The 13,953-nt window shown below is 53.0% G+C and carries 13 protein-coding genes; 4 read left to right on the top strand and 9 right to left on the bottom strand.

Annotated elements, in window-relative coordinates:
• Nucleotides 1-361: 361 nt before the first annotated feature.
• Together ACO08I_RS23185 and ACO08I_RS23190 are read left to right on the top strand one after the other, a co-directional pair.
• Entirely contained in the window at nt 362-835 is a 474-nt protein-coding gene (locus tag ACO08I_RS23185) for a hypothetical protein (protein ID WP_421947255.1), read from the top strand.
• Nucleotides 825-1,379, top strand: a complete 555-nt coding sequence (locus tag ACO08I_RS23190; protein ID WP_044215871.1) for a helix-turn-helix transcriptional regulator — start codon at nt 825-827, stop codon at nt 1,377-1,379. The genes ACO08I_RS23185 and ACO08I_RS23190 overlap by 11 nt, the downstream gene beginning before the upstream one ends.
• On the opposite strand, the gene ACO08I_RS23195 is transcribed toward ACO08I_RS23190, so the two are convergent.
• The 6 genes from ACO08I_RS23195 to ACO08I_RS23220 all read right to left on the bottom strand — a co-directional run bounded on the left by ACO08I_RS23195 (nt 1,376) and on the right by ACO08I_RS23220 (nt 9,253).
• Complete coding sequence (locus tag ACO08I_RS23195; RefSeq protein WP_421947256.1) at nt 1,376-2,482, bottom strand: glycosyltransferase; 1,107 nt, start codon at nt 2,480-2,482, stop codon at nt 1,376-1,378. The two genes, ACO08I_RS23190 and ACO08I_RS23195, sit on opposite strands and share 4 nt — an antisense overlap.
• Nucleotides 2,470-4,377: a RecQ family ATP-dependent DNA helicase gene (locus ACO08I_RS23200; protein ID WP_421947257.1), complete on the bottom strand. Its 1,908-nt coding sequence runs from the start codon at nt 4,375-4,377 to the stop codon at nt 2,470-2,472. The genes ACO08I_RS23195 and ACO08I_RS23200 overlap by 13 nt, the downstream gene beginning before the upstream one ends.
• Before the next feature lie 530 nt (nt 4,378-4,907).
• A complete protein-coding gene (gene leuB, locus ACO08I_RS23205; RefSeq protein ID WP_421947258.1) occupies nt 4,908-6,044 on the bottom strand; it encodes a 3-isopropylmalate dehydrogenase in 1,137 nt (378 codons plus the stop codon).
• A gap of 26 nt (nt 6,045-6,070) precedes the next feature.
• Entirely contained in the window at nt 6,071-6,670 is a 600-nt protein-coding gene (leuD, locus tag ACO08I_RS23210) for a 3-isopropylmalate dehydratase small subunit (protein ID WP_421947259.1), read from the bottom strand.
• Between the two features lie 12 nt (nt 6,671-6,682).
• Nucleotides 6,683-8,077, bottom strand: coding sequence for a 3-isopropylmalate dehydratase large subunit (gene leuC, locus ACO08I_RS23215; protein ID WP_421947260.1), 1,395 nt, complete (start codon nt 8,075-8,077; stop codon nt 6,683-6,685).
• Between the two features lie 3 nt (nt 8,078-8,080).
• Nucleotides 8,081-9,253, bottom strand: coding sequence for a 2-isopropylmalate synthase (locus ACO08I_RS23220; RefSeq protein WP_421947261.1), 1,173 nt, complete (start codon nt 9,251-9,253; stop codon nt 8,081-8,083).
• A 215-nt stretch (nt 9,254-9,468) separates the two neighbouring features.
• Between ACO08I_RS23220 and ACO08I_RS23225 the strand changes: the two genes are divergently transcribed.
• Complete coding sequence (locus ACO08I_RS23225; protein WP_421947262.1) at nt 9,469-11,040, top strand: hypothetical protein; 1,572 nt, start codon at nt 9,469-9,471, stop codon at nt 11,038-11,040.
• Here the strand turns inward: ACO08I_RS23225 and ACO08I_RS23230 are convergent.
• Nucleotides 11,037-11,261, bottom strand: coding sequence for a hypothetical protein (locus tag ACO08I_RS23230; RefSeq protein WP_293570250.1), 225 nt, complete (start codon nt 11,259-11,261; stop codon nt 11,037-11,039). The genes ACO08I_RS23225 and ACO08I_RS23230 overlap by 4 nt on opposite strands.
• Nucleotides 11,262-11,361: 100 nt before the next feature.
• Between ACO08I_RS23230 and ACO08I_RS23235 the strand changes: the two genes are divergently transcribed.
• Entirely contained in the window at nt 11,362-12,213 is an 852-nt protein-coding gene (locus ACO08I_RS23235; protein WP_421947263.1) for a hydroxymethylglutaryl-CoA lyase, read from the top strand.
• On the opposite strand, the gene ACO08I_RS23240 is transcribed toward ACO08I_RS23235, so the two are convergent.
• Entirely contained in the window at nt 12,210-12,827 is a 618-nt protein-coding gene (locus ACO08I_RS23240) for a Uma2 family endonuclease (RefSeq protein ID WP_421947264.1), read from the bottom strand. The genes ACO08I_RS23235 and ACO08I_RS23240 overlap by 4 nt on opposite strands.
• A gap of 106 nt (nt 12,828-12,933) precedes the next feature.
• Nucleotides 12,934-13,914: an OmpA family protein gene (locus ACO08I_RS23245; RefSeq protein WP_421947265.1), complete on the bottom strand. Its 981-nt coding sequence runs from the start codon at nt 13,912-13,914 to the stop codon at nt 12,934-12,936.
• Nucleotides 13,915-13,953: the final 39 nt, after the last annotated feature.

Raw genomic sequence — 13,953 nt, forward strand, 5'->3', positions numbered from 1 at the left:
TTAGAAGAGATTGTTGAATGCAAATCTATGTAAAATTTTGGTACGATGCCAGTGTTTTTTGAGGTCAACCGTCTAATCGGCTCATTGTCAGGGATAAAAAATAAAATAAAATCTATGGGATTTATAGGTTTTTATGTTTATGCTGCTCTTTGTAATTAATAGTTGGGTTTTGATGTTGTTTAGGAGAGCGATGCGGCCGTCTACGCAGAACTCCATAATTAATTGAAACAGAACTAAATGTAGGTTGATAACCTACAAGAATACCAGATGAAGGCAACTGGTTTGAGCTATCTTCAGAAAGATATCAATAGGAATTATCAATAAAATTGACTTTTTATGTTAACTTTTTTATTTTTAAGTGATGAAAGTGCGTCATAAATCACCTGGAGAGCTCATTGGGGCAAGAGTAGAACCAGTAGAAGGAAAAGATTGGGCAAATATCGAGAAAAACAATGCATTCCAATTTGACTGGACCCTCGAAAAGCGCCATGAAACCTATAAAATCAGATTGGATTCAGATGAAGAGATACTCGGCTTAATTTCATTTAAAGACATTCCGGGAGAGTTTAGAATCCGCATTTGTTTGATTGAAGTGAACCGCAGAGACGTGGGAAGGAAGAAAAGATACGATCACCTGGCTGGTTGTCTTCTTGCATTTGCTTCTGAACAGTCCTTCAAGAGGGATTATGAAGGATACGTTTCTTTGCGGCCAAAAACAGAGTTAATCGGACATTATGTGTCCAAATACGGCTTCCGGCAATTAGGAAAAAACTTGTTTGTTGAACTGGCAGATGCTGAGCGTTTAATTAATGAATATCTAAATAATGGAAGATAAACAAAAAGAATACTACAAAAGCCTGTATGAAAAACTCTTAAGCGAGTATACCAAAGAAGAACTGGCAGAGGCTTTTGTGTTTCCTCCTGATCTTAATGCCGAAGAGGAAGAAGAAGCGGAACGGCAACTGAAAGAAGACAGGTTAAAGAGATTGGCAAACAGGACACCTGAAGAGCGCGTACTTTCGGGTATACTGCGGATAAAATACCAGATGAAGGAATACATTGACCAGGCCCAGTTTGATCAAAATAAAACAACCATCTATTTTTTAAAGGAATATTTGAAAGCAACGGACAAGAAGCAACAAGAATTAGCCGCAGACATAGGGCTTCATGTCGCTCGGTTGAGTAGGATACTAAACGGTAAAGAGCGGTTAAGTTTATCCATTGCCTACCGCCTGGAAGCTCATTCCGGGGACTTGATACCTGCGATCATGTGGTGGAAAGTCGTTCAAAAAGAAGTAGAACAGGAAATCAGGACCGACGAAGAAAAAAGGAAAGAAGAGCAAAAAAAGGTGGTCAACGTGGGATATCAAAGGGCTTAAAAATCGCTTCTCACCGCTGACCTGTAAACCTTCAGCAACCGCTCCTCCTCCCGTTCCCAGGTCAATTCCACTGCAGCGGTCCTGCAGGCTTCCCGGAGCTGATTGTACAACACCTCGTCCTGTAATATCCGGTTAAGGGTATTGGAGAGTGCGGCAGGTTCCAGCTTGTCGAGCAGCAAAAAGCCAGGGTGCGCCCGATGCAGCGCCTCGTATTCCGGGAACGCCATGTGGATGGCGGGCACGCCTGCCTGCAGATAATCAAACGCTTTATTGGCGAGGGAGTAGTAGTAGCTCAGCCCCCGGTTTTCCAGCAGATTGAGCCCGATGTAGGCTTTGGGCGTGATGCCGCGCAGTTCCTCCGGTTGCAGATAACCCAGAAAGCGCACCTTGTCCTCCAGCCCAAGTGCCTGCACCTGCTCTCTGAGCGCCTGCGAACGGTCGCCTTCTCCGGCCAGCCAGAGGACGGCATTGTCCACCTGCTGCATGGCGGCGATGGCGGTCTCCAGCCCCCGGCCTTCGTTTAGCGCACCTTGGTAAAGGATAATGCGGGGATGAGGTTTAGGCGCGTCCGGGAATTCCGCCCGGGCGAAGGGTACATTGCGGACTACTGCAAAGGGCGTGCCATAGCGTTCCTCAAAAATACGGGCCAGCTCAGGTCCCACGGTGTAGGCATAGCGCAGGCGCGGGATCGTCAGGCGGGCCACCGCCGACCAAATCCGCTGCACCATCGGTCGGCGTACCACCTCAGGCACTTCTGTAAAGTATTCATGCGCATCGTACACACAGGGCTTGCCCTTCAGGCGGCACCAGAAAAAGGCCGGCAAGATGGTATCCAAATCCACCGCGCACGCGGCATCGAAGCGCTGCCATGCCAGCCACCACCAAAGCCGGAGGTTGTACTCCAGGTAAAACAGCTTGCCGGCATCAAAACGGCACCGCAGCCGCACTTGCTCAAACGGGCGCTCCGTAAGCGGCACCGAGCCCGGCCGCTGCCGCCCCACAAGCGTCACCGCATACCCCGCCCGGCTCAGGCTCGTACAGATCCGGATCATACGCTGATCGTAGGTCAGGTCGTTGGTGACGGTGCAAATCAGGCGTTCCAATGCAGTCGGTCTTCGGTTTGGTCAATAAAGCCTTCGTCCAGAAGGTATTCCAATGCTTTGAGCACCTGCTCTTCGCGCCGGGGCGGGAAAGATTCCATCAGGGCTTTCAGGCTCAGGGGCTCGCGCCTCAGCAGTTGCTCAATTTTGGCTTTGTACTTTTCGTAATCTTCGGTGCTGAGCTCGGCTTTGGTACGGCCGGTGCAGACATCGCAGATGCCGCACTTCTCACTGTCGGTTTCCCCAAAGTAGGCGAGCAGTTGACGGGAGCGGCAGACGGGCGTCTCGGCGTAGGTGATGGCCTGTTGAATGCGCTCGTACTGCCGGTTTTTGCGAAAATTATGCAATTGATGGTCGATGAGGAGGTTGTCGGCATCTACCCGCTCCTTTAGAAAGAGGATCTGCGGCATGTCCTTTTGCTCCTGATAGTCCACGATCTCATCCTGATGCAGCTTGCGGAGCATTTGCTGAAGCTGATCGCGGGTGATATTGAGAAAGTTGGCCAGTTGCCCCTCCCGCAGTTTGATGGGGTACTGAAAGGCGCCCTGATAGGTACGGAGGATAACCTTGAGAAGCTTATCCAGCTTCGAGTGCCGCAACTGATAGTCGTACAAGACCTCCTTGCCTACAATAATCTGAAGGCGGGAAGGAATAAAGACGGCTTCTGTCAGGGCAATCCAGCCTGACTGCTCCAGAATGCGCAGGGCACTGTAGGTGGTGAAAATATTGAGCTGAAAGTTCTGAGTAAACGTCACGATGTCAAAGTCGAAGCTTTCCCCCTCTCCGCTGCCTACCGCCAATTGAAAATAGCTGCCAAGCGCCCGGTAGACCCGCCGCACTTCCTCCAGTGGGGGAAAAGCCTGCTCAAACTGTTTAAGCAGCCGCTGCCCGTCCTGCGATTGGTAGAGCAGGACGGCGTAGGCTTTTTCTCCATCCCGCCCGGCCCGGCCTGCCTCCTGAAAGTAGGCCTCCAGGCTGTCCGGGAGTTCCAGGTGGGCAACCGCCCGCACATCCGGTTTGTCGATGCCCATGCCAAAGGCGTTGGTGCAGGCCATAACCCGGCACTTCCCGCTCATCCAGGCCTCCTGCTTTTGGCTCCGCTCTTCGCTCGTCAGCCCGGCGTGGTAGTAGTCGGCTGAGATGCCGTGGCGGCGCAGGAGCATAGCTGCCTCCTTGGTCTTCCGGCGGTTGCGTACGTACACAATGCCCGAGCCTTTTACCCGCTTGAAAATATCGACCAGCTTCTGGTCTTTGCCTTCTTCGTAGAGGACGGAGTAGGACAGATTGGAGCGGCTGAAGCTCTTTTGCAAGACGTTGGGCTCCGGGAATTCCAGCTTTTCCTGAATGTCGCGCACGACTTCCGGGGTAGCGGTGGCGGTGAGGGCAAGGACAGGCACTTTTTCCGGCAAGAGTTCCCGGATGCTGGCAATATCCAGATAGGGCGGCCGGAAATCGTACCCCCACTGCGAGATACAGTGCGCTTCATCCACCGCCAGCAGATTGACGGGCATACGGCTGATGCGCACCCGGGCGAGCTCGGTGGTCAGGCGTTCGGGGGAGAGATAGAGGAACTTGGTCTTGCCATAGATGCAGTTGTCCAGGATGCGGTCAATATCGCTTTTGCGCATGCCGGAGTAGATGGCTTCCGCCAAAATGCCCCGCTTGCGCAGGTTTTCTACCTGATCTTTCATCAGCGCGATGAGGGGGGAGACCACAATGCAGATGCCTTCCCGTGCCAGCGCGGGCACCTGAAAGCAGATGGACTTGCCCCCACCGGTGGGTAGCAGGGCCAGCGTATCTTTCCCATCAAGGACCGACTGTATGATGTCTTCCTGCAGGGGGCGGAAGCGGTCGTACCCCCAGTATTGCTGCAATATCTCGATGGGTGCGGTACTCAATCGTGCGCTGTTTTGGTGTGGCGGGAAATTACGAACTCGCGGTGGATATACAAAGGGGAAGAATGGAGTGCACGCAAAGAACGCAGAGGTTGAGGTCGCGAAGGTCGCGAAGTTTTCAGGCTGAAATAGGCGGTTATGAAGTGGTTACAGTGTAGCCTCCTTTTGGCTCTCAGGCAGGTTCTTCCATGGGAAAAGCTGGAGCAGAGCTCTTGGGTAGGCCTTGGTTTAAGCTCTACACCAGCAAGCCCAGGCATCCTATCGGGGAGCTTTTCCCAGTCTTTACCGGAATCCGGCAGGTTCTTTCTAGGTATAAGCTGGGGCAGGGCTCCTGGAATGGTCCTGGATTAAGCTCTACACCAGCAGGCCGGGCTTTCTATCTGGATCCGGCAGGTTGTAAAAAGCAGTCAAAGGGCTTTCGCCTTCTGCTTTCCGGGCGAAATACCGGGAGGCGATGAATTAACGGCGTCCCCAAAAAAAGACGAGCCTACCCAACGGGCAGGCTCCTCCGGGAAATCTCAAATCGTTAAGTCTTAAATGATCGTTGACATTTGCTGATTCGCCTTGTCCTCCCGCACCAGGATTTCCTCCTCCGGGTCCGCCACGAGGTGGGCGATGAGGTCGCCAATCTTACTGCAACCATAAACAATATTCGGTTTAAGCTCGGGTGTGCCAATGCCTTTTTCCAATACGTACTGTACGGTGGTGCGTATGCTCTTTGCAGCCTCGTTCATACCGAGAGACTCTACCAGCATCGCAGCAGAAAGAATAGCCGCCATGGGGTTGGCAATGTCCTGCCCTGCGGCCTGCGGGAAGGAACCGTGAATGGGCTCAAACATGGAAGTGTGCACGCCCACCGAAGCCGAGGGTAACAGGCCCATAGATCCTGCCAAAACGCTGGCCTCATCACTGAGGATGTCCCCAAACATATTGCTGGTCAGGATGACATCAAACTGACTGGGGTACTGAATCAGCTGCATGGCAGCATTGTCCACAAACATGAAGTCCAGCTCCACTTCCGGGTATTCGGGGGCAATCGCCTGCACGGCCCGCCGCCACAATCGGGAGGTTTCGAGTACATTGGCCTTGTCCACCAGTGTGACTTTCTGGCGGCGCAGCATCGCCTGCTCAAAGGCCAGGCGGGTGATGCGGTCGATCTCGTCTACCTGATAGGAACAGGTATCATAGGCCGACTGCCCGTCCTCGGCAGTGTTTTTCTCTCCGAAGTAAATGCCGCCTGTGAGCTCCCGGAAAATCACCATATCGGTGCCCTTGATGCGGTCTTCCCGTAAAGGGGAGAGGTGCAGGAGCTTTTCATAGGTGGTTACCGGGCGGATATTGGCGTACAGCCCCAGCGACTTCCGCAGTTGCAGCAGCCCCTGTTCCGGGCGTACCTTGGCGGAAGGGTCATTATCATATTTTGGGTGGCCGATGGCACCGAAGAACACGGCATCGGCATTGAGGCAGGCTTCCAGCGTCTCCTCCGGCAGCGGGCTGCCGTGGCGGTCGATGGCAATGGCCCCGACGTCGGCATGGCAGTATTCAAAATGCTGATCGAAACGCTCGGCTACCGCATCCATCACTTTGATGGCTTGTTCGGTGACCTCCGGACCGATGCCGTCACCAGGCAGGAGGGCGATTTTTGTCTTGGGTGCGTTGGATAAGTTCATGGTCTTTAACGATTTGAGTGTAAAACTTATACGGCAGCAGCCTGTCGCTGTTGCTCATAGGTTTCAATTTTGTCTTTAATGCTGAGCAGAAAGTCGATGTCGTCCTGCCCGTTCAGCAGGCAGTGCTTTTTGTAGGCATCGATTTCGAAATCGGTGGACTGCCCTGTGGCATCAATGGTAAATTGCTGCTGCTCCAGGTCGATGGTGAAGGTCGCCTGCGGGTCTTGCTCAATGGCAGAGAAGATATCGTGCAGGAAGTCTTCGCTCACCTGTACCGGCAGCAGGCCATTATTTAGTGCATTGCCCCGGAAGATGTCCGCAAAAAAGCTGGAAACCACCGCCCGGAAACCGTAGTCGTACAAGGCCCAGGCTGCATGCTCCCGGCTTGAGCCACAACCGAAGTTGCGCCCGGCCACCAGAATTGTACCATCGTAGGCCGGATTGTTGAGCACAAAATCAGGCTTGGGCGTATCGTCGTTCTGATAGCGCCAGTCGCGGAAGAGATTATCGCCAAAGCCTTCCCGGGTCGTCGCTTTCAGGAAGCGGGCGGGAATGATCTGATCGGTGTCCACTTCCTCAATGGGCAGGGGTACAGCGCTGCTATGTAAGGTTTGGAATTTTTCCATGTCTGTTTGGGTCTAATTCTGATTGAGCAATTCGCGGACATCCACCAGTTCGCCGTAAATGGCCGTAGCTGCCGCCATGAGCGGGCTGGCCAGAATGGTGCGGGCGCCGGGCCCCTGCCGCCCTTCGAAATTGCGGTTGGAGGTGGACACGCAGTATTCGCCGGCAGGCACCTTGTCTTCGTTCATGCCCAGGCAGGCCGAACAACCGGGCTCCCGGAAATCAAAACCGGCAGCGGTGAGGATGTCGTGCAGCCCTTCCGCTTTCGCCTGAGCTTCTACCTGTTTGGAACCGGGCACCACCATCACGTTCACGTGGTCGGCTTTCTTCCTGCCTTTTACAAAAGCAGCCACCGCACGCAGGTCCTCAATCCGGGAATTGGTGCAGCTGCCGATGAAGACGTGGTTGATTTTCTGACCCTTCATGGCCTGCCCGCCTTGTAGTCCCATGTACTTCAGGGAGTTCTCAAAGGTGACGTTGCCGGCGGGCACTTCGGGTACCGCCTGACTAATGCCAATGCCCATGCCCGGGTTGGTACCGTAGGTGATCATCGGCTCAATATCCTCTGCCTTGAAGTGATATTCTTGATCAAAGGTCGCATCCTCATCCGTGTAAAGTTGAGACCAACGCTCCACCGCTGCATCGAAATCAGCTCCCTTGGGCGCAAATTCCCGCCCTTTGATGTACTCGAAAGTGGTGTCGTCCGGTGCAATCATGCCGCCCCGGGCGCCCATCTCTATGCTCATATTGCAGATGGTCATTCGGCCTTCCATGCTCAGGGCGCGGATAGCCGAGCCTGCATACTCCACAAAGTGCCCGGTGCCGCCACTTGCGGTCAGCTGGGCGATGATGTAGAGGATAATATCTTTAGCCGTCACGCCGGGCTGCAATTCCCCGTCCACGCTGATGCGCATCCGCTTAGGCTTGCGCTGCAGGACGCACTGAGTAGCTAAGGTTTGTTCCACCTGACTCGTGCCAATCCCAAATGCAATACAGCCAAAGGCCCCGTGGGTGGAGGTGTGGCTGTCGCCGCAAACGATAGTCATGCCGGGTTGGGTGATGCCGAGCTCCGGCCCGATGACGTGCACAATGCCCTGATAGGGGTGCCCCAGGCCGTAGAGTTCCACACCAAACTTTTCGCAGTTCTCCGTCAGTTTATCCACCTGAAAGCGGGACAGTTCCTCCCGGATGGGCAGGTGCTGATCTTTGGTGGGCACGTTGTGGTCTGCCGTAGCCACGGTTTGCTGTGGGCGGAAGACCGGAATGCCCCGTTTTTCCAAACCCGCAAACGCCTGCGGGCTCGTCACCTCGTGTATGAAGTGGCGGTCGATGTAGAGGACCTGTGTATCCTCACCTACCTGAGAGACGAGGTGGTTATCCCAGATTTTATCGAATAAGGTTTTGCCCATTGGTTAAGCGGTTTGAGCTACGTGTTCTGTTTTTCTGACAATGATTTGCTCCAGCGCAGCATCGTCTACTTCTTTCATAGTATCTGCCACGATCAGGAACTCAGCGTAAACGATGTCCAATTCATCTTTGGTCAGGTTATGGCCGATATTCTTGGCGCGGTAGGCGATTGCCGCCCGGCCGGAGCGTGCCGTGAGCACAATTTTGGAATGGTCAACACCGACTTCAAGGGGGTCGATGATCTCGTACGTATCCCGCCGTTTGATCACTCCATCCTGATGGATACCGGAAGAGTGGGCAAAGGCGTTGGCGCCAACGATGGCTTTATTGGGCTGTACGGGCATGCCCATACGCTCGCTCACGAGGCGGCTCGTGGAATAGATGAGTTTGGAGTTAATATTGCTGAAGTAGGGCAGGTCCGGGCGCTGCTTCAGAATCATTACGGTCTCTTCCAGTGACGTATTGCCTGCCCGTTCACCAATACCATTAATAGTGCATTCGATTTGGCGTGCCCCGTTTTGCACACCGGCAATGGAGTTGGCTGTGGCCAGCCCCAGATCGTTATGGCAGTGGGTGGAAAGGATGGCTTTTTCTATACCCTTTACATTTTCGCGCAGGTAGCGGATTTTAGCGCCATACTCCTCCGGGAGGCAGTAGCCGGTGGTATCCGGGATGTTGAGGGTGGTGGCCCCTGCTTTGATAACAGCTTCCAGCACACGGGCGAGGTATTCATTATCTGTACGGCCGGCATCTTCGGCGTAGAATTCCACGTCCTCCACAAAAGACTTCGCGTATTTAACCGCTGCTACTGCCCGCTCCAGAATATCCTCCTGCGTGCTGCGCAGCTTGTATTTGATGTGCGAATCAGAAGTGCCAATACCGGTATGTATCCTTGGGCGTTTGGCGTATTGCAGGGCTTCGGCCGCTGTTTTGATGTCATTTTCCACTGCTCGTGACAAGCCGCAGACTGTAGGCTCCGTAACCGCCCGGCACACTTCCTGCACCGCCTGGAAATCACCAGGTGAGGAAACGGGGAAGCCGGCCTCTATAATGTCAACGCCCAGCTTTTCGAGCTGCCGGGCGATTTCCACCTTCTGGTCCATGTTGAGCTTACAGCCCGGTACCTGTTCTCCATCGCGGAGCGTTGTATCAAATATGAATACCTGGTTGTCAGTCATAATCCATTTTTTTGGGTGCAAAAGTGTATTTTTGCTTACTTCGGTTTAATTTGGCAAAGCCAAGCCTCATTGACCGATTGCTTTAGCCGAACGGCAAATATGGGAGCTTCCGTACGGCTCCTAAAACCAGAATCGCTTGCTACTACTATGCGGGAATGGATGGTTACAGCTTTCAAGTTGTTGATACATAGTGAATTAGATAAGAACAAATTACAATGCCCAAGCAGAAGACTGATGACCTGCTCGCCCTTATCAAATCCCTGACCCGTGCTGAAAAGCGGCACTTTCGGCTGTTTGTCCGCCGCAATCAGGCTTCGGATGATATCCTTTTTCTGAAGCTTTTCGACTTTATGGATAAGTATAAGGCTTATGATGAGTCGCAGATCCTGAAAAAAATACCGGCCATCAAGAAGCGGCAGTTGTCTAACCTGAAAGCACATTTGTACAAGCAGTTGCTGGTCAGCCTTCGCCTGCTCAATGCCAACCACAACGAGGATATCCAACTGCGGGAAATGGTGGACTACGCGCGGGTGCTGTACGATAAAGGGCTGTACCGGCAGGCGCTTGACATGCTGGCGAAAGCCAAGGAGCGCGCCTATGAGTGCCGCCTCATGACACTGGCAATGGAGATCGTGGAGTTCGAGAAGCTGATTGAAGGCCAGTACATTACCCGGAGTATCGAGGGCCGGGCAGAAGCATTGACCGCCGAGGCCCTGCAACTCTCCGAGCGTCTCAACCATACGAATCAGTTTTCCAATCTCTCCCTGCAGCTGTATGGGCTTTACCTCAAGGTGGGCTATGTGCGCAATGAAAAAGACTATTTCTACGTGCGGGAGTTTTTCCAGTCCAACCTGCCTAAAGCGGATTATCAGGAGCTGGATTTCTTCGGGAAGCTTTACTTCTGCCAGTCACACGTCTGGTATTATCACATGACGCAGGAGTTTGCGCTTTGCTACCGCTATGCGCAAAAGTGGGTGGATTTATTTACTGAGCACCCGGATTATCGCTCGATTTATGCGCCGCTCTACCTCAAAGGGCTGCACAACCTGCTCAATTCCCTGTTTAACACCCTTCAGTACAATCGCTTTGGAGAGGCATTGAAGGAGCTCCGGGCCTTCAAAGATAAATATGGGCTCAGTCAGAGCAAGAATATAGAAGGGCTTTATTACCTCTACCACTACATCCATTCCATTAAGCAGCATTTCCTGACCGGTACCTTCAGCAAGGGGCTGGAGTTGGTGCCTGACCTGATGAAAGCCATCGAAGAGGACCGCTACAACTGGGATGAACGCCGGGAGATGGTCTTCTACTACCGGATTGCCTGCCTGTACTTTGGTAGTGGCGACAATGATAAAGCTATTGATTACCTCAACCTGATCATCAATCAGAAGAACCCGGACTACCGGGCCGACATACAGTGCTTTGCGCGCATTCTCAATCTTATCGCCCACTACGAACTGGGCAATGCTCAGCTGGTGGAGTATCAGGTGAAGTCGGTGTATCGTTTTCTATCAAAAATGGAGGAGCTGCACGCCGTACAGAAGGAGATTTTCCGCTTCATCCGCCGGGTGCCCCGGATTATGGAGGAAGACCTGAAGGAGGAGTTTAGCAATCTGCGTGACCGCCTGCTGAAGCACGAGTCAGACCCCTACGAGCGCCGCCCATTCCTGTACCTGGATATCATTTCCTGGCTGGAGGCCAAAGTGTCGGACCGTACGGTAGAGGCCGTGGCGCAGGAAAAAGCGCAGGCGCGTTACGCGATTGAGCCGGAAGGGCAGGGGGGCTAAACCGGCTCCTCTCCGCTGAAATCGGTACGTGCGAGGTAAATCATTACAATACCGCTGATGATCATCAGTAGCTTGATGACAAAGCCGCTCAGTGCGCCAAAATCATCAATCCAAACCAGAAAGGAGAGCTTGGCGCCCACAAGGCTGAGGATGATAGAAGAAAAGCCAAGCCCGGCAATAATGAAGCCAACCAATGTGTAAATCGCCTTGTTCTTATTCATGTTTTTAGTGCTTATATTAGCGTTAACGTTTTTGGATCAGAACAGTTTTCGAGATGCAAACATAGCATCTCTTAGCGCACACCCTAACCAAAACCTGTCCATGGTCAAAATTATAGAATGCCCCCGGGATGCTATGCAGGGCATCAAGCCTTTTATTCCTACCGAAACCAAAGCAGCGTACCTCAATCAGCTGCTGCAAGTGGGGTTTGATACCCTGGACTTCGGCAGTTTTGTATCGCCCAAAGCCATTCCCCAAATGCGGGATACGGCGGAGGTGCTCGGTCAGCTCGACCTCTCAAAGACGAAGACCAAACTCCTGGCTATCGTGGCTAACCGCCGGGGCGCGAATGATGCTGCCCAATTTGAACAAATCGATTACCTGGGCTACCCGTTCTCCATCTCAGAAACCTTTCAGCTTCGAAATACCAACGCCACTATAGAAGAGTCTATCGAGCGGGTGGCACAAATCCAGGATATCTGCACCGCCAGCAGTAAGGAGCTTGTGGTCTACATTTCCATGGGCTTCGGCAATCCCTACGGCGACCCCTGGAATGTGGAGATTGTCGAGCAGTGGACCGACCGCCTTGTGGATATGGGCATCCGCATTTTACAGCTTTCGGATACCATTGGCGTGGCCAGCCCGGAGAGCATCCGTTACCTGTTCAGCAATATTACGCCCCATTACCCGGATATTGAATTCGGGGCGCATTTCCACACCACCCCCACGGCCTGGAAAGAGAAAGTCGCCACGGCCTATGAGCACGGCTGCCGGCGTTTTGACGGTGCCATTCGCGGTTACGGCGGCTGCCCCATGGCCAAGGATGACCTGACGGGTAATATGCCTACCGAAAACATGGTGTACTACTTCCGTGATATTGGCGCAGATACAGGGGTGGATATTGACCGTTTCGGGAAGTCGGTGGAAATGGCGGGGGAGGTTTTTCCGCTTTAGAAGATCAACAGGCGTAAGTCAAACTCAAAGTCCGGCAGAATAGGTGAGGCATCTATAGTTTGATCAAATCCATCAATAATAAGGGGCGTTCTTTCCGGGCTGTAAACGACCACCTGCTGTGCCTGAGGGTCGATTAGCCAAGCGAGTTGTACGCCGTTGGCAATCCAGGTTTCCTGCATTTTTTGCTCCAAAGCAGAACGGGCATCGGTTTTAGACCGGATTTCAATAACGAAAGCGGGGACTATTGGTGGAAAAGTTTGTCGTTGTGCCTGTGTCAGCTGGCTGAGCCGTTCATTTGATACCCATGAAGCATCTGCTGCCCGGGTGGAGCCATCGGGCAACTGGAATCCAGTCGAGGGGCTGAACGCTTTCCCGTTGCGGGTGCGAAGGCAATAATTGCGTAGTTCTCCCAAGACTTCACCCTCGTAATAGCCCGATTCTAAGTTCACTGGAGCCATAATCCAGACTTTCCCATCCGCAGAGCGCTCCGCACGAATATCCGGATTTGCTGCACAAAACTGCTCGAAATCAGTAACGGACATAGGATCAGTCAGACTGATTTGCAGCCCTTCCTGTTCAGGAAGTGATAGGGTGATATCCCTGGTGAGCGTCATGGATGAATGATTATTTGATTTTGACTCTTAAGTTAGAAAATCTGTTTGGTATCTGCAACAAATAATTGCCGGGTAAGCCTTCTAAAATTACCCGGCAATTAAAACCTCACTCTCCAATTAGTTCATACAACGCCTCCAGCTTCGGCGTCAGAATAATTTCCGTTCGCCGGTTTTGGGCTTTGCCTTTGGCTGTATCATTGGAGGCAACGGGGTAGAACTCCCCACGCCCGGCGGCGGTGATGCGCGCGGGGTCCAGTCCATCGGCCGTGAGTACCTTGACGACTGAAGTGGCCCGGCCCACGCTCAGGTCCCAATTGAAGGCGGCGTCTCCATCGGTATCGGTATGGCCTTCTACCGTGATGGCAATATCCGGGTTGTTTTTGAGCACTTCCGCTACTTTCTGAATGGCATCTTTGCCCGCGCTGTTGATGGTTTTGCTGCCGGACGGGAAGAGTAGATTCTGGCTCAGGGAGACGTAGACTTTGCCGTTTTGTTCCCGCACGGTCAGGTCGGTATCCGAAAAGCCAAGGAGGGCCTGATTGATGCGCTCGCGCAGGGCTTTCAGCTTTTCGTCTTTTTCGGTAATAGCCGATTCGAGCTCATTGACGCGGGCTTCGCGTTCCACCAGGCTTTTGCGCAAGGCCTCCGTTTCGGTTTCCCGCTGCTTGATTTCGGATTCCAGTTCCCGCAGTTGGCGTTCCCGCCGGTCGAGTTCCTGTTCTTTGAGCGTCAGCTGCGCCATCAGGTTCTGGCGTTCGTCAGAGGAGGATTCCAGCATTTTTTCATTCTGCTCCAGCATGCGGTCGTAGCGTTTGAGCAGGTCTTCATTGGCTTTGTCAAGCTGATTGTAGCGGTTTTGGAGGGTACGGAGGTCTTGACGGGTTTCGGCCACGTCCTTCTCCAGGTTGGTTTTTTGCTCCCGCAGGGTTTTGTTTTGAGACTGAGCGGTTTCCAGCTGCTGTTCGAGATCGTTGTAGTTGGTCTGTAGTTTGTCGCGGTCGGCCAGGGCTGCTTCGTATTTTTGATAGCCCACACAGCTGCTCAGGGACAGCGCCAGTATAAAAACGGGTAATAGGTAACGTAGCATCGTTGTTGTTTTTTAAGGACTGTGAAAAGAAAAGCCTTC

The organism is Phaeodactylibacter xiamenensis (assembly GCF_965229835.1).
GTDB lineage: Bacteria > Bacteroidota > Bacteroidia > Chitinophagales > Saprospiraceae > Phaeodactylibacter > Phaeodactylibacter xiamenensis.

Bases quoted from the DNA above. Each gene is read 5' to 3' on its own strand.
- ACO08I_RS23185 (WP_421947255.1), top strand. From the start codon at position 362: ATGAAAGTGCGTCATAAATCACCTGGAGAGCTCATTGGGGCAAGAGTA.
- ACO08I_RS23190 (WP_044215871.1), top strand. From the start codon at position 825: ATGGAAGATAAACAAAAAGAATACTACAAAAGCCTGTATGAAAAACTC.
- leuB (WP_421947258.1), bottom strand. From the start codon at position 6,044: ATGAACTTATCCAACGCACCCAAGACAAAAATCGCCCTCCTGCCTGGT.
- leuD (WP_421947259.1), bottom strand. From the start codon at position 6,670: ATGGAAAAATTCCAAACCTTACATAGCAGCGCTGTACCCCTGCCCATT.
- leuC (WP_421947260.1), bottom strand. From the start codon at position 8,077: ATGGGCAAAACCTTATTCGATAAAATCTGGGATAACCACCTCGTCTCT.
- ACO08I_RS23220 (WP_421947261.1), bottom strand. From the start codon at position 9,253: ATGACTGACAACCAGGTATTCATATTTGATACAACGCTCCGCGATGGA.
- ACO08I_RS23225 (WP_421947262.1), top strand. From the start codon at position 9,469: ATGCCCAAGCAGAAGACTGATGACCTGCTCGCCCTTATCAAATCCCTG.
- ACO08I_RS23230 (WP_293570250.1), bottom strand. From the start codon at position 11,261: ATGAATAAGAACAAGGCGATTTACACATTGGTTGGCTTCATTATTGCC.
- ACO08I_RS23235 (WP_421947263.1), top strand. From the start codon at position 11,362: ATGGTCAAAATTATAGAATGCCCCCGGGATGCTATGCAGGGCATCAAG.
- ACO08I_RS23240 (WP_421947264.1), bottom strand. From the start codon at position 12,827: ATGACGCTCACCAGGGATATCACCCTATCACTTCCTGAACAGGAAGGG.
- ACO08I_RS23245 (WP_421947265.1), bottom strand. From the start codon at position 13,914: ATGCTACGTTACCTATTACCCGTTTTTATACTGGCGCTGTCCCTGAGC.